This window comes from Vallitalea sediminicola, from assembly GCF_054408565.1.
The window spans coordinates 110,090-131,123 of sequence record NZ_BTPT01000046.1 but is presented as its reverse complement, the minus strand read 5'-3'; the positions used below and the strand labels follow the sequence as shown (position 1 = coordinate 131,123).

Here is a 21,034-nt window from a genome sequence, read left to right as displayed (position 1 = left end):
CCACTCCTTATCTACTATAGATAATAAGACATAGAAAATGGTACCACACTCTATGTCTTATTCATTATATATTCATCTTATTTTTTATATATTGATATCTGTTTTTAATCTTCTATCGCTTTTTTTACTTTATTATAAGCTTCTTCACTTATCATATTTTTCCACAATTCTTCGTTCTCTTTTAGAAACCATTTAGCCGCAACATCTGCTTCAACACCCTCGGTTTGCATATATCCAAGACCTTGACTTGTCAATTCAGATGATGTTGTATATTTACTTAAGAACTTAGCTAATTCTGGATATTTTTCTTGGAATTCATTATTAGCACATACCGTTACACGAACAGCTGGAAATGCTCCAATACCTTTTTCAAAGTCATCAGCGTTATAGCTGCTATCTGCTAGTAAAGTCATATCATATAAACCCATTATCCAAGTTGGTTCCCAATTATATCCTACCCATGGTTCCCCTTTTTCATATGCACCAGCTAGGGTCGCTGATAGGGTAGCATTTGAATCAATTGTTTTAAAATTAAAGTTATCGCTTAATCCGTAAACTTCCATTTTATTATGAAGCATTAACGTTGCTGACCATCCTTCTGGTCCACCGTAGATAATACCTTTTCCTGATTCTTCTGGATCCGGGAATAAATCAGCGTATTTATTAAGATCTTTTACTGATTTCAAATCAGGAGCTAAAGCGTCTTCGCCTTCAACCAAATATGTTGGTACATATAAGCCTTGCATGTTATCATCATAATTGACTGCTAGCTCAACATACTCTTTATTTGCAATATCGTCTTTATATGTGAGCACATTATCTGACCATAATTCTAGAACTGCATCAATATCTTTTGTTTTTAATCCTGACACCATCACCGATGTATCTGCAGTTACGATATCAACTTCAACACCATAACCTTCTTCTATAATAATTTTCACTATTTGATCATGAAATGTATTACTATCCCAATCTCCTTCTCCAATCACTATTTTTTTCTCTTTTGTTGCACATGCTGTAAGTGATATGATTAATAAAACACTCATTATAATCATAATTAATTTCTTTTTCATATAATCCTCCTATGTGACAATTTGTTTTCCTTTACAAGTTGTTTCTACTGACATTTCTTATTATACACATAAGTTGTCACTTTTGCAAGTACATTACCGTTTTTTAGTATTTTTCACAAATAAAATATTATTTCAACTACTGTAAAATTAGGCTCCACAAACTAAAGATATAAAAGAATTATAATGATCTTTATAATTCTTTTATATCTTTAGTTATTCTTGATATCCCGAAATTCAGTTGGTGTAAAACCTGTAATCTTCTTAAAATACTTAGAGAAATAACACGAATCAGAATATCCAATTTCTTTGGATATATCTACAATACTTAATTTTGTAGTTAATAGCAATTCTTTTGCTTTCTCCAATTTCAGCTTATTAATATAATTTTTCGGAGAACTTCCCATATGTTTTTTAAAGTACCTTATAAAATAATTGGGATGTAAATAAACTAATTCGGCTAAATCATTTATATTAATGTTTTTGGATAGGTTATTGGTTATATAATTAATTACATTGGATAATATTTCTGTTGATTTTGTCTCTACAATTTTAATTTCATCATTTGGAATATGTTCAAGATAGAATAAAATTATTTGTAATAATACTGAGTTTTCTCTTAATACTCCCATATAATCACTGCTTGTGAAACTTGATATTAACTGCTCAAACAATTCAATAAGGCTTTTATTGTCATCTACTGTTATTATATATGGACTTTTCAAGAATTCAAATAGCTCTAGATCACCGGTTTTAGCTTTAAAGTGGCAAAAATATTTTGTTATATGGTTACCATGAGAACTATGAAACGAATGAAAACTATTGGCTGGTATTAAAATTAATTGACCAGGACAAACACGAAATTCAATATTATCAATTTTGCCATATCCTTCTCCATCCATAATTAAATATAATTTATCGCAATTATTAATTTGATTAGTATATCCCCAAGTACTTGTACAATGATAATATTCTGCATGGATTACCTCAACAACTAACTTGGAAAGAATCTCTCTAGCTAATGTAATTTTAGTTATCATTCTATTATCACCTAACCAATCCTTTGTTTTTGAATAAAAATTAGGCTGTCTCATAAATTATTTATGAAACAGCTCTAAACATCTTTATATAATCATACTCTACTACCAACTCTTTTTACCAAAACATTTCTACATTATTCAGTCTTTTGCATACTGCTTCCATGAAATAATAATCTCCACAGATCCAATATAATTCTCTACCGTTTGATTGTTTTAAGATACCGCTGCAGTCAGTATCTTGGTTCATGTATTCTTCATCTGAGAGCTTATCAATTATTTTATCTGCCCAATCTAATAATTCTTTATTATCATCATATTTTGCTAATTCTATAAAAGCACAAGCTGCAACTGCCGCTGCTGAAGTATCTTTCGCTTGTTTTTCCCCTTCTGGTAATCTAAAGTCCCATACAGGCACAATTGTTTCTTTTATGTTTTCTATGTATTTATAGGCTAATTTCTTAGACACTTCAAGATATTTTTTGTCATGTGTATAACCATAAGCTATGACAAAACCATATATTGCCCATGTTGCACCTCTTGCCCAATATGATTCATCTGAATAACCGCAATAGTTAGTACCACCAATAGGTTCTCCTGTTTTTTCATCAAACCTGAATGCATGATACACTGAATAATCATCTCTAATAAAATATTTAAGTGTCATATCAGCATGAGCATTAGCAATATTAGCAAAATACATATTACCTGTTACCTCTGTAGCCCAATATAATAATGGTATATTCATCATACTATCAATTATGGATAATCCTTTACTTTCTGTGAAGAAATGGTTCTTTGATAGCTCTTCTGATACGTATTCAGGTATCTTATCATCAACCCTTCCCCATGCTCTGATATAATTACCTTTTACCATGAACCTCTTAGCTAGTTCTTCAGCTGCTTTGATGGCTACTTTTTTGTGGTTGACATCCCCTGTTAATTTATATAATGCAACAGAATATGGAGTATATAAAAAACCAAGGTCATGCATTGTATCCATAGGTGTATTAAATACTTTATCATGATATTCATCATAAAAACTATTCAGCCATTTTAGATACTCTGGGCTATTGGTAACTTGATAAGCTAAACTAGCCATTCCAGTATAAAACGAAGGTGTCCATACAAATATATGGGATAAATCTAAAGATTTATTATTCAGAGACATCTCTTTAAAGTAATTTCCGTCTTCACTTGCTGAATATTCTCTGAGATTATTTTTAATCACGTCCATATTGTTTGTTGTTTTGTCTATACATAATTTTTTTAATTGGATTAATTTCTCTTGTGTCATGGCTCTACTCCTTTTTCTTATTTTCCCCTTATGGGTAAATTGATTATGGAATCTATATCTAATTCTCTGTCAGAATCATTAATAACTAATATTTCTTTACTGGTTTTTACAAACACTGGTACATCTGTAAATGTATATTTATTATCTAAACTTCTATTTCCCGGAATCCACCCCATGTCAACTCCAAATTTATTGCTATCCTTTCTTCCTAAAACCGTATATAATCCGTTAGAATAGTAATCTTTAATTGCCCAATGAGTGTTATCTTCAATCCATAAACAATTATCACCTAATAGTGCAGAGGTTTTATTATATGTTTGATTGAATTCCACCCAGAAGTCGTCATCAATAGAATCTGAATCTTCTACTAGATACATGAAATCATGAGCGTGCCAAGCTGTACAAGGTGCAATATCTGCTTCTGCTTTCCATCCAGTAGCTGATACAAAATACCCTCTCTTGGTTTGATAGAAGGAATAAGTCTCTTTACATTCATTAATGAAATCTCTTAAATCCTTGCTGTCATGATACTGTAGACATTTTTTCATTCCTAACAGGTTCATACCCATTCCAGCAATTAACATCGGGTCATCTAATTTTTCCCACTCACCATTTACCTTGAACCACATTTTATGGAATCTTCTCATTCCATTATCATCTACCCAAGATGATCTAGTAATTTGATTACATATGGCTATAGCTTGGTCTAGAAATCTCTTTTCCCCATATTGTTCATACGCTTCTATTAGAGGACATATCATTAATCCATAATATTCTGCTGGTTCAACAACATCATTTTGTTCAAAACAAATATTTCTATATGTAGCTACACTTTCTTCATCAGGGAATCCTGATCTATGAAAGTTCTTTATCATAAAATCAATATCTTCTGGTATCTCTTTTTCATAACGTTTGTCATTAAAAGTTTTTTGGAATATCAATTTACTCCAAATCCTTGCATAATCTTGATTGCAACAACTATCTTGTGAAGGTCTTCCTCCTCCCCATCCGTATGTTCCAAGAAGATTTTTTAAGATTGCTTTTTTAATTAATTCTAATTTTTCTTCGCTTAGATAGGATTTTCCATTAAAAGCAGTTAAGCCCAAGGATATATTGGCTACAGCATTATGTATTAATCCACTTTGTAGAGTTTCTCCTACTTGGAATCCAACGTGTTTGTATTGATTATTTTCTTGGAACGATGTAGCTTGATATTGGATAAGTCTGTCTAATAAAGCTTTTCCCTCATCATTCATCTTTTTTGAAAGTGCGTAAGATAAACCTGCTAAGAAAGGAGATGCAAAGGTACTATGCCCTGATGTAAAGTCTTGTAATCTGTATGGATTACTTCCCCATACTGAATGATTATGAAAACCATAAATCGCTCCACTTTCTTGTACCCAAGATTTTATCCAATTACCAAGAGAACCTACCTGTATATTACTATTTTCAACCATTTTTAATCACCTCTGATTAGTTCGTTTCTAATTATGTTATTTTAGTATTTACTAATTAACTAAATTATAGAATTAGGATAAACAAAATAAAACCCTAAATAATTGACATTTAGGGTTCATTATAAACTTTAAAAATATTATCCTATTTATTTTAATTTTATTCTTTATGTTACATTAGAATTTAATGAATAAAAGTTAATACTCTTTTGTTATTATGGATTAATCTTTATATTTTTTTAAAGGTATGTGACAATATCCATTAGGATTTTTATCAAGATATTTTTGATGATATTCTTCTGCATTGAAGAAGTTTTTTAATGGTTCTATTACAGTCATTATAGGTGAATCATATTTTTGCTGCTCTCTGTTTCTGGAAACTTCGATAATCTTTTTATCATCTTCATTATTATAAAAAATACCAGTACTATATTGTGTACCTATATCTGGTCCTTGCCTATCCATAACAGTAGGTTCAACCACTTGCCAGTACGCATCCAACAACTTATCAAGACTTATTATCGTATCATCGTATTCAACATATACAACTTCATAGTGTCCTGTTGTAGAAGTACAGACTTGTTCATAAGTTGGACTTACTACATTACCATTGGCATAACCTACTTTTGTAAATGTCACACCATCCAGTAGATTAAAATACGCTTCAACTCCCCAGAAACAACCACCTGCAAGCACAACTGTTCTCATAATATTATCCTTTCTTGAAAATAATAATTACTATACAAGTTATTATAAAATAATTGAGTATATAACTAACTTTTAATACGTTCATCACTATTATTATTATTGTATCGGTTAATTATTATTCCGTCAATAAGATTGATAAGGGAACTTTATTTTGCAACTTGATATTTCTTGAATCCTCTATAAGTAAATGGTAAGGTAATTATTATCGTGAGAATTGATGTAATCACAATAACCACAGGAAGTGAAACAAGTTTTCCAAAAAAATTGTAAACATCATATACGCTAAAAACAAGGAAGGTGTTCATGGCATTTGCTGGTAATAGGGATGTGATTTGCCTTATTAACAAGTTGGTCTTGCTGTTTGGTATGAATAGAGGAACAAAAAGACACAATGCACTAACAATGATAACAGCATAAGATGTTTTCATACGTGAAGACAGTAACATTACTAATGCAATTACAGCTAGGTTTATCACATAACCAATAATTAATCCATATAGATAGACTTGAAATATTGTCAGTGGATAAGGGGCAATCAGTGAAATGATCTGCAGGTTAGCATTCCATCCTGTACTTCCATAGCAACATAGCATCAACAATGTAAAAATCAATGTTCCACCAAAATATACAATTGTGGTAAAAAAGGTGCATGCAAGTATTTTTGATGTAATAACTTTTCCTTTTCCGTATCGTGAAGATAGAATAATAGAAGCAGCACCGCTCTTATATTCGGAAGCAAATATCGGAGAAATACATACACATACTGCAAAAGCAATTACCAACAATAATATTCCTAGACCTTTGGAAAGTATGTCAAACCAACCATCCGTATAGGCAAAATGATAAGGAGTATCTATTTTTTTGTTCAATTGCAAAAAATATTCTTTTTCTGCATCTGAATATCTTCCATAGGAATAATTCATGTTCAAGATATCATTGACTAAGTCATATCTTTGCTCATAAAATCTACTCATATCCTCACTGGATAGACTGGATAAAATATAGTAATCATAGTTATTAGCACCGGAAAATACTCTTCGAATAAGATCAGCAACTTCTTGGTCCTTTTGAAGATACTTCCCATAAGCTTCATCGCTGATGCAAGAGCCACCATTACCATCTGAAACATAGTTCTCTTTATTATTACATATTGTTTGATAGTTAGTAAGAACTGAATCCAATTTATCCGTTGTCAAGCTGCCTTCCCAAACTAGCATTTGCTCTTTTTTTAAGTTAATAGCAGATAATCCACTTACCTCATTACCATTTTGATCAACATAAGAGTTTTCAGATACAAACACAATCGCTAATAGAAAAACATATAGGAGCACACCGATTAAAGCACCGAAAGATGATTTGCGTCGAAATATTTTCTTCAGTTCAAACTTAAACAGCATTATCATTATTTTCCACCTACTTTCTTTTCTGGGCTCTTACCACTTTGTTGGTCTTGAAAATAATAAAGGTATAAATCTTCTAACGTTGCTTCTACTGGTTTTGCTCCACTTACGGGCTTATTTTCAGCAATGATGCGCAACTCTACATTTTCACCATTATGATGTAAATTACCAACACAATATTGACTTTCATATTGTTCTACTTGATTTTGTGGAACAATACAACTCCATACATTTCCATTTGCAATGGCTATCAGCTCATCAACGGCTCCAGTCATAAGCAATGTACCTTTTTTTATCATTAATATTTTATCAGCTATGTACTCAACATCAGATACAATATGAGTCGATAAAATAATAATCTTATCTTTGGAAAAATTAGAGATCAAGTTACGAAAACGCACACGCTCTTTTGGATCAAGACCGGCTGTAGGTTCATCCAATATCAATATTTTAGGATTATTCAGAACTGCTTGAGCAATCCCTAAACGTTGTTTCATCCCCCCAGAAAAGGTACGTATTTTTTTACTAGCCACATCAGTCAATCCAACAAATTCTAATAACTCTTTTGTTCGTATTATTGCTTTTCGTTTATTAATTCCTTTTAATGCAGCAATATAATGCATAAATTCTTTCCCAGTAAAATCTGGGTAATACCCAAAATCCTGGGGAAGATACCCAAGCAAATTTCTATAGCTTTCACCCATGTCATCTATGCTGTTGCCATCAAGTAAAACTTCACCTGATGTGGGAGTTAAAACACCGCATATCATACGCATTAGCGTTGTTTTCCCAGCGCCATTGGCTCCTAAAAGTCCATATATACCCGGTTTTAATGTTGTAGATAATCGTTCTATAGCTATCTTGTTACCAAATTGTTTGGTAAGTCGATCAAGTGTTAATTCCATTGAATTTCCTCCTATATGTCGCATAAATAATGCTCATTCATTTTATTTTTGCAGTTTTTTATCATTTTATAAACTTCTAACATTACACCTATGAAAGCAATAATAAACAAAATTACCCAGCACCAAATTGCAGATACTTCATATATTGACGGATACCTATATGAGATCATTCCTAAGGCAAATGAAATAAATAAACCAAGTGCCACGCAATAATAATTGCAATCCTTTTGTTTAAAATGATTCAATACCCATAAACAGCCAAAACATGTTAATAAAAACGGTACACAAATATAAATTATCACCGAGAATATTCCTATGGATAATTGCAATCCTGACACTACCATAAGAATTGTCAGGAATAATATATCCATTAGCCCTATTATGCAAATTCTTGTAATCATCAACTGCTTAAAAGAAAATCGAGTGGATATCTCAATTTCCATTGTTTCATATACATATGAACGGGATATTTCCGATATGCTAGATAATACAATCAAAGGCGAAGCAGCAGATAACATAGCAATAGTTTCTATACTGTCATATAGGAAAAATAAACCTATACTACATATTAATAAAATACCAATTTGATAAAACCATACTTTTTTTCTTATAAAGCCAAATTGTCTAAAGAAAAATTGCTTAAATGATACTTGACTTTCTGTTGCTTGAAGTATTTTATTCCCTTGAATTATTGTATTTGCCATTCCATCAGCTCTTGGAGCCGATGGCACATTTTTATAAATTTCCCTCAATCGGGTTTCAATATTATTTTTCAAGCGAATAGCCCTCCTTTTCTAATTCTTTTAATTTTGATAATGCTGCTTTTAATCTATATTGAATAGCAAAAATTGTGGTTCCTGTTATTTCTGCTATCTCACGCAGCTTCAAATCCTCCCCATATCGCAGAATTATCACCTCTTGTTGTGCCGAAGGTAATTTACTAATCATTTGTTTTAAGCTGATGTTGTCTATCACTGTATTTAGAGTATTCATAGTTGAAAAGTCTAAGATCTCAGTTTTTTCATCAAAAAAAACTGGTTTTTTTTGCCTATACCAGTCATTACATAAATTTCTAGCTATTGTATATAAGTACGCTTTCAACTTACCACAATTTAAATAGGTATCAATATTACTTACAAATCGCAAAAAAGTATCTTGAGTAATATCCTGAGCAATGAAACTATCTCCAACTTTTTTATAGCAATAGCGATATATCATATCATAATGTTCTTCAATAATTTGAGTTAGTGCATTTGCATCTTGCTCTTTGGCTAATTTCATCAGCTTTTTTTGGGGCACATAATCACCTCCTACTCTTTATAACGGAACAGACTATCAAAATGTGTGAAAGAATTTTATATTTTTTTAAATTTATTCTGTTAAAATGATTTATCTTGATTTTAGGCTATCATACTCCCTTCCCATTTTCAACATTTCTCTACGCAAAACTAGGCTAGTATAAATATGTTTTTAGTAATTATAGTGAAAAATTATTTTTATGTTCATTATATTTTTCTCAGGGTATCAGTATATTAAATAGCAGTAGATAGATGGGTATTCATCTATCTACTGCTATTTTGAAGTGAATTAGATTTTATTAATAGAGTTTTATAAGCCGAACATTTTCTCTTTTAGTTCTAGATAATATAAGTAATCTTCTTCTTTAACGTTGGGTGGACATCTGTGGTCGCAAAATGGTATGTAACCACCTTTTTCAACATATGGAACTAGTGTTTCCATATATGCTTTGATAGCTTCTTTTCCTGCACCTAGTTGCATTTTATCGAATCCGCCCATTATTCGTAATTGTCCTTCGTATTGGTCCAATAATTCTCCAGGGTGTGAACAACCGTTGACTTCAAAGGGGAATAAACAATTAATGCCTCCTTCTAGTAAATATGGGAGGATAGGTCTAACGTCACCGTCGCAGTCAGTATACCAGAGGTCTATTCCATATTTCATTAATTTTTTCTTTATTCTCTTATATTTTGGCATTACTATATCTCTAAAGAATGGTACTGATACTATTGGTCCGTTTTTGAAACAGATGTCTTCCCATCCAGATGCGAAGTCAAAATCGAAGTGAGGTAATACTTGGTCTAAGAAATCTTCGACCATTAGGCAGCATGTCTCAACCATATCTTCAACCATTTCTGGATAATCATAGCAGGCATAAGCTAATCCTTCAAAAGTCAACATATCTCTGATTTTACCTATCATAGAACCACAATTAACTCCTAGAGGATAGTCTCTATCATTGGGGTGTTGTTTTTTTAGTGATTCTACATCAATGATTCTATTCGGATCATCCCTACGAAATCTTTCTGCTTTACATTTCTTCCAGTCTTCTGGTGTAATAATAGTGGCTTTTATGTAATGAGGTATAGTATCGTGAGCATCTTTTGGTGTTTCTGCAAGTAATCCATCTTCGTTGATTAATATATTAGTATCTTCCCTTTCTTCGATAATTTTACTTTCAAAGGTAGGGCTCATCCATGTGTTTCCATTAATACAAGCTAATTTATCAAAGTTGAAGAAAATATCGGCTTGTTCATTACTGTTAATATCATTATCTCTAAATAATTCCCATTGTTCAAAGTTTTCATCCCAATAACCGAATTCCATGTTGAAACATCTGTCAACTGGTTTGTAGTGCATTTGATTATTGAATCTTTCCCTGTCGGTCATTGTTCCTTTCCATTTATCCTTTATAGTCTTTAATTGCATAATATTCCCTCCTACAATAACTAGTTTACAATCATCTATAATATGCATTATAATATATATCAAAGGGTATTTCATGATATTAAATGGTATAAAAATATAATAATGTTGAACCTGTTGATAGCTGATAGATAATAATATATGTATAAGATACTGAATGAGATAGAAGGTGAATCATAAGAATGGAAAGTTTGTATGGTCTAAAAAACAATTCTTGGTCAAAGCATCATTATATTAGTCGGAGAGCTTCTTCTATATTTTATGAACTTCAATCTGGTGGACAGTTCAATTGTTCTCCGGATTATAGAACAGACCGTAATAATCATAATACAATGTTATTATTGTTGACAATAAAAGGGATTGGATATCTGGATTATAGAAACAAGCATTATAAGTTGACTGAGAATACAGGATTTATAATAGATTGTTCAGAACATCAGATATATTATTCAGATGAACAGAATCTCCGGAATATGGTTTGGATTCATTTTAATGGGTGTCAAAGCAAATCTTATGTGCAAGAGATATTGCATAGAATGGGACCTGTTTTTGAAGATAGAAACCATAATATAAGAGATATGATTTTTGCTGTTCTTGGTCTCCTCGATAGTCAAGATAGAAATATGGATATGCTGTTTTCTAAACATATAGTTGATATAATGAGTAGTATTATAATGACAGGTATACGAGAAGGATATGATACTGTCAAAGAGGATATTATTGATGAAGTGATATCTTATATCAAGATGAACCTTAGTAAAAATATTCAGTTGGAGGATTTATGCAAGTATGTTGGAGTAAGTAAATCTTACTTGATAAGAAAATTCAAGAATGTAACAGACTATAGTCCTTACGAGTATATATTACTTCAAAAATTATCTGAAGCAAAGGTTTTATTGATTCATTCAGATAAGAGAATTCACGAGATAAGTTTATCAGTAGGTTTTGAGAGTGTTAGCCATTTCATAAAGTACTTCAAAAAAATAGAGGGGATAACCCCTCTAAAATATAGACAAATATGGTCTTGATTACAAACAACTAAAATCAACTGAATCCTTTAAACAGACAAAACAGTTTTTTGATTCTTAACACCTTTAATAAGCAACCAAAAGATAAAGGATACTTCAGCAACTGTCTCAATAATTGATAATCCTATATCAATAGAACTCGCATAGTCGTGAATAATGAAAAACAAAGAGAATTTCACAATATAACTAATGCCTGCTCCCATCAACAACATTCCCAGTACCTTAGGTATGAAATCAGATTTTAATATTAGTAATCCAAGTGGAAGAAGCCATAACCCCCAAAATACTGTAGCCAAAATTTCACCATGTTTAAAAATATCAAGAAATAGCATGACTAATCCATGTAATTGACCGGTATCAAAAGCCATACTATAAACTGGACTATTCAATAACAAAACACCCGCCATTTGATGTACTCTATTGAGAAATGCTATAGAAACTCCTGCTACAATAAAAATAACCATTATTCTCGCTAATTCAACTTTCACAGGTTTAAAAAGCTTGTAAAGCACATTTGCTAAAAACAGAAAACTTACATGACCAGCAAGACAACATACTAATCCCATAATAACTATTATCTCAGAAGATAGCATATTTTCGATTGTTGCAGATGTATCTCCCTGTACATAAATAGCTGAATCAACATATATCATACTAAAAGAGTAAAATATTGCCATTAGCAAGTACCAAAATCCAGCCCTTCTTGCTATTTTTTTATTTGTCATCATTTTCAATTCTCCTTTTCATTACAATTTTCATATCCTATACTCAACAGGTGACATTCCAGTTTTCTTCTTAAATAATGTAGAAAAATGCTGAGGGTATTTAAACCCTAGGGAATAAGCAATTTGATTGATCGGGGTACTAGTTCCAAGTAGCATGACTTTTGCCTTCTCAATCAAGTAAAATTGGATATGTTCTTTAGTATTCTTACCCGTTTCCTTTTTCAGTAAATCACTAAGATAGTTTGTAGAATATCCCATTTCTTGAGAGCAAAACTTCACACTTGGCAAACCATAACTTTTAGGTTGTTGGGAGTCAAAATAAGATTTTAATAACTTTTCAAATTGGTTTACGATATCCTTAGTAACATTTGTTCTTGTAATCATTTGACGACTATAAAATCTTTTACAATAGTTAAGTAGCAATTCAATATTAGACACAATGAGTTCTTTGCTATATTCATCAATATTTTGACTATATTCATTTTTAATTGCTTTTGCTATATCCGTAATTATTACTCTTTCTTGATTCGACACATGCAGTGCTTCATTAGAGTCATAATAAAAGAATGCATATTCATTGATCTTATTACCAAGTGTAGTTTTACGTATTAGATCGGGATGAAACACTAATGTCCAACCTTCTGTATCGGTCACTTCTGACTTACTTATAGGTTCAATTGTTTGACCTGGCGCTAAGAAAACTAACGTTCCTTCTTGAAAATCATAATTCTGTCTCCCGTACTTTATCTTACATTCGCTACCGCTTTTCAAGCTAAGGCTGTATAAGTCTAAAACGATTTTTTGTTTTATTTCTGGAAGAGTTTTCACTTTTGATGGTTCAAGTAATGCTATCAATGGATGTTTTAGCTTTTCATTACCTATCATCTCATTAATCTGTGAAACCGACTCAATATGCAATATATCTGACAAGTTCATTCTCCCTTCTGCGTATTCTAAACTAAACACTCTTTTTCATATCTTATTCATATATCTTTAATCACAATTATATTTTATAAAATACAATTAGTAAATCTATAGATTACTGAAATACTAATATATTTTACTGATTGCAGACATTATTCTATACAATTTTTACTAGTAAGATGAATTTGATTGTTATATCTCCTTCAAAAAAAATCACAGACTTTACCTACGATTAGATGTACTAAGCCATTTCATAATAAAGTATTTCATAAAAAATAGAGGGGATAACCCCTCTAAAATATAGACAGATATGGTCTTGATTATTTACCATAAACTGGTCCAAAGTTATTACATGCTCTGTAGTCTGCACCTTGTAGATCGTCAAGTCCGAATGCACCCCAAGTTTTAGGTCTGAAGATCCTTTCTTCTGGTACGTTGTGCATAGCTACAGGTATTCTCAACATAGATGCCAGTGTGATAAGGTCACCACCGATATGTCCGTAACTTATAGCACCGTGGTTAGCTCCCCAGTTGTTCATTACAGAATATACATCTTTGAAAGCACCTTTGCCTGTTAAGTTTGGTGCAAACCAAGTTGTTGGCCAAGTTGGGTCAGTTCTCATGTTAAGTACATCGTGGATATCTTTATCAAGGTCAACAGTATAACCTTCTGCTATTTGAAGAACTGGTCCAAGACCTTTAATAATATTAACTCTTGCCATTGTTACAGGCATTTCACCATCTGTTTTGAATGTAGAAGAATATCCGCCGCCTCTGAAGTATCCTAAGCTTGCTGGTCCCCAAGTAGTAACATCCAAGCATTTTTTATTTTCTTCTTCAGTAATTTCCCAGAATGGTTTCATTGCTGGTTTTCCATCTCTTGATTGTTGTCCTGTTGCATCAAGAGTAGTAGAACCTGAATTGATTAAGTGGATAATTCCATTAGCACCTTTTCCTGATAATTCTTTTCCAGTAACACGTTTCACAGAATCAGGACTCCAATAAGTTCTTACATCTGAGAATATCTGTGCTGTTCCAGTAAGGAGATGTCCAAATAACATTGGTACTGCGTTCAAGCAGTCATTTTCTGTAGCGAATACAAATGCTTCTCTGATACCGTTCCAATCAAAGGATGAATTAAGGATTGTTTCCATGAAGTCACCATTAGGCATGAAATCTGTCCATTGTCTCTGACCTTGGAATCCGCCAGCTATGGCATTATGTCCACATGATTCTTCTATATAACCTAACTCTGCTAGACGAGGATTACCAACCATTAAGTCTTTTGCGATAAGAGTCATCTTAACAACAGTTTCCCATTCTTCGTCTTTTTGCTCTCTAGTATGTATCAATTCTTTGTCGTTGCGGTCTTCACCTTCAACACAATTTTCTTTTACCCATTTGATAGCTTTTTCGTATTCAACTGGATCATATATCTTATTATCCATACGTCTAATGAATTCAGACATATCAACATATTCGTTTCTCATACCAAGAAAATCTTTGAAAAATGCTGGATTAACTACAGAACCTGCGATTCCCATTGAAACACTTCCAAGAGATAAATATGATTTACCTTTCATGTTAGCAACAGCTAATCCTGCTTTTGTAAATTGTAATAATTTTTCTTTTACATCTTCTGGTATTGTTGTATCTTCTGCATCTTGAACGTCTTTTCCATAGATTCCAAATGCTGGAATACCGATTTGGTCATATCCTGCTAATGCTGCTGCAAGATATACTGCTCCTGGACGTTCAGTTCCGTTAAATCCCCAAACAGCTTTTGGTGTTGATGGGTCCATATCAAGTGTCTCAGTTCCATAACACCAGCAACGAGTTACAGTGATAGATACTCCAACTCCTTCTGCTGCAAATTTATCAGCACATTTTGCTGACTCAGCTACCCCACCTATAGTCGTATCAGCGATAACACACTCTACTGGTAAACCGTTAGGATGGCGAAGATTTGTTTCTAAAAACTCTTTAACGCTTTTTGCCATATCCATTGTTTGATCTTCAAGGGATTCTCTAACCCCATTACGTCTACCATCAATTGTTGGTCTAATTCCTACCTTTGGCATTCTGCCTTGTAACCTATTTGTACCTGTCATTAAATATTCCTCCTTAAAATTTATTAACCTTAACCCCTTGTATAAAAGGGTAGTATACCAAATTGATATTAATATGGAACAACTATAGTAATCGTTTACTATAAATATAAAAAATATAAGAATATACATCTTTTGTATATACTTTGTTCCATTATATTACATATAAATATATGTCATACGCTAGTTAATATAAAAATAAAAGAAACCAATTACAAAAATATAGTAATCGTTTTCTTTTATTATATAATCTTTTTATTATTTTATCAAGTCATTTATTCAACTAATTTTATGATTTATATTAGAAATAATTTACATTACTTAAAAATAAAATCGACACTTCCAATTCCTTAAGTTTTTAACACACTAATAAATAACCATAGAATACATAAGAAAATCATATATAATGATAAAAAAAATTTTTACAGCTAGTTGCTTTTACTTTAAAATCAGATAAACTCAATAAGTGCAACTAAGTGATTATCATTACATATGATTTAATACTTTTCATTTTTTACTTTATAGTTTGACATATTAATATGTAATTAAGCAAAATTAATTAATTTAAATATACAGTATCATATCGTACCAAACTGCTCCTCCATGTACAGATTCAGACAACCCTAAACTAGAGAATCCAAATTGCTCGTAAAAACCAATTAAATGTTCTTTACATGTTAATATCAGTCCTTTACGTTCTTTTATCATTGCATCATTTATCATATGCCTCATCAATCTTCCAGCGATTCCTTGATGCTGAAATTCCGGTATTACATCAAGACCAAATATGCTCTGATACGCTCCATCTTCCATATGCAATTCAACATTTTCAAACATTTCATCTTGGATTGTTCTCTCATTTGTGACAGCTCCATTAATGAATCCTACAATTCTGCCATCCTTTTCAGCCACAAAAAAACTCTCTGGAAATGTATCTATTCTGCTTTCAATAGATTTCTTTTCTGCAGCCTCTGCCGCTGGAAAACAAATTGCCTCAATTTCAACTATGTCATACAAATCCTCTTTTAGGACTTGCCTAATCTTATTCATCATACTGCACAACCTTTCATTATTATATGCACTCAGCTTTTCCTTCCAACATCATTTTTACTATTTCTTTATCTGTCTGACGCATTCCTTCACACCCAAGACGACCAACGTTCTTAATGGTAGCTTCAACCCCTTTGGTTACAATACCATCACCACTCTTGAACTCCTGACCATTTTTATACATATGATATCCTACGATACCAGCTTCAACACTGGAAGCAATTTTCGCAGCACAGGAAGGTTTTGCTCCATCACAGATGATTCCAGAAACTATAGCAAGAGAATTAACCAATGTATGTGCTATTTCATCATAGCCACCTCCTTGAAGGTAGGCAATACCACATCCTGCAGCACAACCTGCACTGACAGCACCACAATACGCAGATAGTCTTCCAATACCTGTTTTTTGATGTACTGCAATGAGATTTGAAATTACAAGGGCTCTATATAGCTTCTCCTTTGATACAGACAATTCCTTAGCATATTCTATAACTGGAATAGATACTGTTATTCCCTGATTTCCACTTCCTGAATTAATGACAACCGGTAACTCACAACCACTCATACGTGCATCTGAACCTGCTGCAGCCTTTGCTATTGCTCTATTTCTCACATCATTGCCATAATATTTAAAATAGGTAGATCCAATATTCGCACCATAATCTCCAAGTATCCCTTCTTCACAGATCTGGGTATTATAATAAATCTGCATATCCAGTACTTTCCTTACATCATCTATTTCACATGAGTCAGCAAAGTCGATTATATCCTTAATGTTCAAAAGTCTCTTATCCATAAGCCCATTCTCTTCGAGACATTCATCGTTGACTGACTCTTGATCCGCATTCTCCAAATCTACCAAAACTTCTTCGTTTTTTTCTACATACACGATATTCGTATGGTAGTCACTGATTCTTACCTTAACTGATTCGTCTTTATAAAAGAGCGTTACAATAATATCAAATATTATTTCGTTATCAAGTACTGATACATTAACCGGCACATCCTTTTGAAACTTCTGCATATCCTCTTTTTGCTTTTCAGATACTTCTGAGATAACTTCAAGTATTTTTTCTGCCTTACCTGCTACAATACCAGACACAACAGAGGCCTCAATACCTTTCATACCGTTTGTATTTGGAACCACCACACTCTTGACATTCTTTACAATATTGTCACTGACCCCAATGTCTACCCGATCAGGCAAATTACCTAGAACTTCTCTAGCCTTTGCGCCAGCATATGCAATTGCAATAGGTTCTGTACAACCCATAGCTGGAACTAATTCTTCCCTTAAAATCTGTACATAGGCTACATATCTTCTATCATCTTTATTCATACTATCACTCCACTTCTGTCATTATTAAAATTGTATGTAATCTTCTTAAACATATCAAGCTCATTACCATAATAATGGCAAGTCATATTTCATTTTTTATCTTCAAGTATCTCTACAATCGTTTTCTCGGTCGCTACCATACCTGGTGAAGCAATCATCCCCATATTTTTCATGGTTTCTTCTGGTGTGGTTCCATTTATTCCATGTACATTATGTATATATACACCATTCATTGCCATACTTACCGAAGAATATGCTGCATCCACTGCAACTACTCCTTTCATGGTACAACCCTGATTTCCACCGTCACAAATCATGCCTGTTATACTACTTGCCATGTTATTAATCGTCATTACCATATTTTCCTTGTCACCACCTCGCAGATTGACCAGACCACATGCCATACCTGTTCCTGCTGCAATGGCGCAACCACAAAAAGCTGACAACTTTCCAGAGTATTCTTTGATATACATACAAATCAAATAACTCAATGTAGTTGCTCTTAACAAGGCTTCTTCAGAATATTTATTTACTCTATACGAGGCAAACAATGGCATAGTGGCAATTATTCCATGTGCCCCTGACCCAGTAATGCTCATTGCTGGTTTTGAAAGCCCAATCACACGAGCCTCAATAGCAGCGTTACACAACAGTGAAGCTGTCTTTTGTTCATCATCTGAGATAATTTCTCCTCCATTTGCTTCAAGCAGATAACGTGCAAATGTAGTTTTATTGCTATTGATACCTTCCAACAACAGCTCCCAATTCAAGTCATAAGCCTCCTTGATGAATTGAATTTCATCTAGAGAAACTGTATTTGCATAGTTGTAAAGTTGCTCTAATGTGTATTTATGAATCAGGTGACCATCTTCCTCTTGATTCACCACAGGTTGCTTCTTTTTATATATAACTTTTTCATTTTCTGTAATTTTAACGATATTTGTGTGTGTATCCCTTATTGTAACTGTTGCATGAGAATCTTCACCAATAACTTTTGCTTCTATAAAAATTCGACTGGATATCTCACTCATATCTACAACAATTTTCCCTTGTTCAACAAGCTGCTTAGCTTTTTTCGCTTCCATCTCCTTGATGCCTTCTAAACATTCCAGACCCTTTTTTGGATCAGCAGCTACTGCTCCCAATGCTGCAGCATGATAATTACCGACCTCATTACTACCTGGAATACCACATGTAAAGGCATTTTTATACATTCCACTATTCAATTTCAGGAAAACTTTCTCTACATCACCCTTTATCAGACATCTCGCTGTAGATACTGCTAATGCAATTGCTCCTGGCTCTGTAACGCCCAGTGCCGGTCTCATATCTTCTTTGATTAATTGAGATAATATGTGCATATTCTTCCTCCTCTAGTATAATATAATCATAGCAAAAAGCTATGGGAATATTATTATGTTGCATGACTTAGTTAAACTTTTTATATCTTTAAAATTAATATTTGTTATGTTATACTAAACATTAGTTATAATGATTTCATTTGAAAGGACAAAACAACTGATGGATTTTGGACTCAATATTGAGCAAAAACAAATAACTTCATACAAAACAATTTTGTCTTCCGATATTCTTCAAATGCCGTATACGGACTTAGAACAATATCTATACGAGCAAACTTTAGATAATCCCATACTTGATATTATGCCTGCATATCAAAATAACGATGATCCCGCAGTTTTGGAAATCAATCAACGGATTAGTTCACACGATGAACCTGATCGTTATCACAAAAGGAATTTTGAATCCAGCAACAACGATACTGTAAACTGGGTTGAAACTCAAGAAAATCAAGAGACTTTACAAAATCATCTGTGGAGTCAACTACTTACCCGTTTCTGGCCGAATAACTGGGAAACTCCCCTTCGCTATATTCTTGATAGCCTAGATGAAAAAGGTTACTTTATAGACTCTCTCGAATTACTTACTAAACAATATTCCATTTCCATAAATCAAGCAGAAGAAATGCTGACCTTGGTTCAAAGCTTGAATCCTGCTGGTATTGGTGCACGAAATCTTGAAGAGTGTTTATGCCTGCAATTAAGTCGCCAAGGAATCCTAACTTCTGATTTTCTAACTTTCATTCATTCCAACTTGAATCTTATAATAAAAAACCAACTTGCTGCCATTACACGAAATACAGGACTTCCCCTAAGTACTGTTAAGAATTACTTTAACATAATTCAAAATTTAAATCCATGGCCAGGGGCTCTTTTTTCCTCATCTGAAAAAACATTATATATCACACCTGATGTTACAGTCATCAACACCGAAAACGGATTTGAAATACAGTTAAATGATTCCATCATTCCTAAAATTATATTTAACGACTACTATATCAACCTCTATCAGGAAAGTGAAAATAGCGAAGTACACGATTATCTACAAAAGAAAATCCAACAAGCCAAACTTCTTGAGCAATGTATCCAACAGCGTTTTTCTACACTTACCTCCATTATCAAGACGTTGTTAAGCATGCAGCAAGAGTTTTTCCATAATGGTCCTAGTTATTTAAAGCCTTTAAAACAATCAGATATAGCCGATATTCTTGGCGTCCATGTATCAACTATAAGTAGAGCATGTAACCAAAAGTATTTAAGATGTTCTTGGGGAACTTTTCAATTGAATCATTTTTTTGTAAGAGCAGCTTCTGTCACCAAATCTGATTCAAATACTTCACTTGTCACAACTTTGGATGTTAAACAGGCTCTGTGTACACTCATTGAACAAGAAGATAAATCAAAGCCTTATAGTGACCGGATTTTAGCCGAATTACTTTCCGAACAAGGGTTCCAAATATCACGCCGAACTATTACTAAATATCGCAAAGAACTATCAATACCTGGAACCACCGGTCGAAAAATCTATTAGTTATTTTACTGCAATAGCTTCTATTTCACACAAAACTCCTTTTGGAAGCGTCTTGACTGCCACACAACTACGAGCTGGTTTTGATAGGAAATAATTGGCATAAACTTTATTGAAGGCAGCAAAATCTGCCATATCTGACAGAAAACAGGTAGTCTTGAACACTTTTTCCATTTTACTGTCAGCTGATTCTAAAATCGCTTTTACATTTTCACAGCTTTGCTCTGCTTGTGCTGTTATCCCCTCTGGAACCATACCGTCCTTAGGGTCTACTGGAATCTGACCTGATGTATAAATAACACCATTTACCTCAAATGCTTGAGAATAGGGACCAATTGCACCAGGTGCCTTTTCTGTATTAATTACTTTCATAGAAAAT

The 21,034-nt window shown here is 32.9% G+C and carries 19 protein-coding genes; 2 read left to right on the top strand and 17 right to left on the bottom strand.

The features are described from left to right. Positions 1–104: 104 nt before the first annotated feature. The 10 genes from ACX6CF_RS18955 to ACX6CF_RS18910 form a co-directional block, all read right to left on the bottom strand. Positions 105–1,073, bottom strand: a complete 969-nt coding sequence (locus tag ACX6CF_RS18955) for an ABC transporter substrate-binding protein (protein WP_458786939.1) — start codon at positions 1,071–1,073, stop codon at positions 105–107. Positions 1,074–1,282: 209 nt separating this feature from the next. Then, on the bottom strand, positions 1,283–2,110 hold the full coding sequence (locus ACX6CF_RS18950) for an AraC family transcriptional regulator (RefSeq protein WP_458786938.1): 828 nt from the start codon (positions 2,108–2,110) through the stop codon (positions 1,283–1,285). A gap of 115 nt (positions 2,111–2,225) precedes the next feature. Continuing rightward, positions 2,226–3,404, bottom strand: coding sequence for a glycoside hydrolase family 88 protein (locus tag ACX6CF_RS18945; RefSeq protein WP_458786937.1), 1,179 nt, complete (start codon positions 3,402–3,404; stop codon positions 2,226–2,228). 17 nt (positions 3,405–3,421) lie between these two features. After that, entirely contained in the window at positions 3,422–4,861 is a 1,440-nt protein-coding gene (locus ACX6CF_RS18940; RefSeq protein WP_458786936.1) for a hypothetical protein, read from the bottom strand. Between the two features lie 219 nt (positions 4,862–5,080). Further along, positions 5,081–5,566, bottom strand: coding sequence for a peptide-methionine (S)-S-oxide reductase MsrA (gene msrA, locus ACX6CF_RS18935; protein WP_458786935.1), 486 nt, complete (start codon positions 5,564–5,566; stop codon positions 5,081–5,083). A gap of 146 nt (positions 5,567–5,712) precedes the next feature. Then, on the bottom strand, positions 5,713–6,969 hold the full coding sequence (locus ACX6CF_RS18930; RefSeq protein WP_458786934.1) for an ABC transporter permease: 1,257 nt from the start codon (positions 6,967–6,969) through the stop codon (positions 5,713–5,715). Beyond that, a complete protein-coding gene (locus ACX6CF_RS18925) occupies positions 6,969–7,871 on the bottom strand; it encodes an ABC transporter ATP-binding protein (RefSeq protein WP_458787030.1) in 903 nt (300 codons plus the stop codon). Before ACX6CF_RS18925 ends, ACX6CF_RS18930 begins: the two co-directional genes overlap by 1 nt. Before the next feature lie 11 nt (positions 7,872–7,882). After that, a complete protein-coding gene (locus tag ACX6CF_RS18920) occupies positions 7,883–8,647 on the bottom strand; it encodes a hypothetical protein (RefSeq protein WP_458786933.1) in 765 nt (254 codons plus the stop codon). After that, positions 8,637–9,170 carry an RNA polymerase sigma factor gene (locus ACX6CF_RS18915; RefSeq protein ID WP_458786932.1) on the bottom strand — a complete coding sequence of 178 codons (534 nt, stop codon included), beginning with the start codon at positions 9,168–9,170 and terminating at the stop codon, positions 8,637–8,639. The genes ACX6CF_RS18920 and ACX6CF_RS18915 overlap by 11 nt, the downstream gene beginning before the upstream one ends. 309 nt (positions 9,171–9,479) lie before the next feature. After that, a complete protein-coding gene (locus ACX6CF_RS18910) occupies positions 9,480–10,598 on the bottom strand; it encodes a uroporphyrinogen decarboxylase family protein (RefSeq protein ID WP_458786931.1) in 1,119 nt (372 codons plus the stop codon). 179 nt (positions 10,599–10,777) lie between these two features. Between ACX6CF_RS18910 and ACX6CF_RS18905 the strand changes: the two genes are divergently transcribed. Beyond that, on the top strand, positions 10,778–11,623 hold the full coding sequence (locus ACX6CF_RS18905) for a helix-turn-helix transcriptional regulator (RefSeq protein WP_458786930.1): 846 nt from the start codon (positions 10,778–10,780) through the stop codon (positions 11,621–11,623). A gap of 29 nt (positions 11,624–11,652) precedes the next feature. On the opposite strand, the gene ACX6CF_RS18900 is transcribed toward ACX6CF_RS18905, so the two are convergent. The 6 genes from ACX6CF_RS18900 to ACX6CF_RS18875 all read right to left on the bottom strand — a co-directional run bounded on the left by ACX6CF_RS18900 (position 11,653) and on the right by ACX6CF_RS18875 (position 19,130). Continuing rightward, positions 11,653–12,351, bottom strand: coding sequence for a DUF4386 domain-containing protein (locus ACX6CF_RS18900; protein ID WP_458786929.1), 699 nt, complete (start codon positions 12,349–12,351; stop codon positions 11,653–11,655). 27 nt (positions 12,352–12,378) lie between these two features. Further along, complete coding sequence (locus tag ACX6CF_RS18895) at positions 12,379–13,278, bottom strand: helix-turn-helix domain-containing protein (RefSeq protein WP_458786928.1); 900 nt, start codon at positions 13,276–13,278, stop codon at positions 12,379–12,381. Between the two features lie 314 nt (positions 13,279–13,592). After that, complete coding sequence (locus tag ACX6CF_RS18890) at positions 13,593–15,383, bottom strand: L-fucose isomerase (protein WP_458786927.1); 1,791 nt, start codon at positions 15,381–15,383, stop codon at positions 13,593–13,595. 561 nt (positions 15,384–15,944) lie between these two features. Next, positions 15,945–16,433: a GNAT family N-acetyltransferase gene (locus tag ACX6CF_RS18885; protein ID WP_458786926.1), complete on the bottom strand. Its 489-nt coding sequence runs from the start codon at positions 16,431–16,433 to the stop codon at positions 15,945–15,947. Positions 16,434–16,452: 19 nt separating this feature from the next. Next, complete coding sequence (locus tag ACX6CF_RS18880) at positions 16,453–17,769, bottom strand: L-cysteine desulfidase family protein (protein ID WP_458786925.1); 1,317 nt, start codon at positions 17,767–17,769, stop codon at positions 16,453–16,455. Positions 17,770–17,858: 89 nt separating this feature from the next. After that, positions 17,859–19,130 carry an L-cysteine desulfidase family protein gene (locus ACX6CF_RS18875; RefSeq protein WP_458786924.1) on the bottom strand — a complete coding sequence of 424 codons (1,272 nt, stop codon included), beginning with the start codon at positions 19,128–19,130 and terminating at the stop codon, positions 17,859–17,861. Positions 19,131–19,290: 160 nt separating this feature from the next. Between ACX6CF_RS18875 and rpoN the strand changes: the two genes are divergently transcribed. Continuing rightward, positions 19,291–20,658: an RNA polymerase factor sigma-54 gene (rpoN, locus tag ACX6CF_RS18870; RefSeq protein WP_458786923.1), complete on the top strand. Its 1,368-nt coding sequence runs from the start codon at positions 19,291–19,293 to the stop codon at positions 20,656–20,658. On the opposite strand, the gene ACX6CF_RS18865 is transcribed toward rpoN, so the two are convergent. Continuing rightward, on the bottom strand, positions 20,659–21,027 hold the full coding sequence (locus ACX6CF_RS18865; protein ID WP_458786922.1) for a RidA family protein: 369 nt from the start codon (positions 21,025–21,027) through the stop codon (positions 20,659–20,661). Positions 21,028–21,034: the final 7 nt, after the last annotated feature.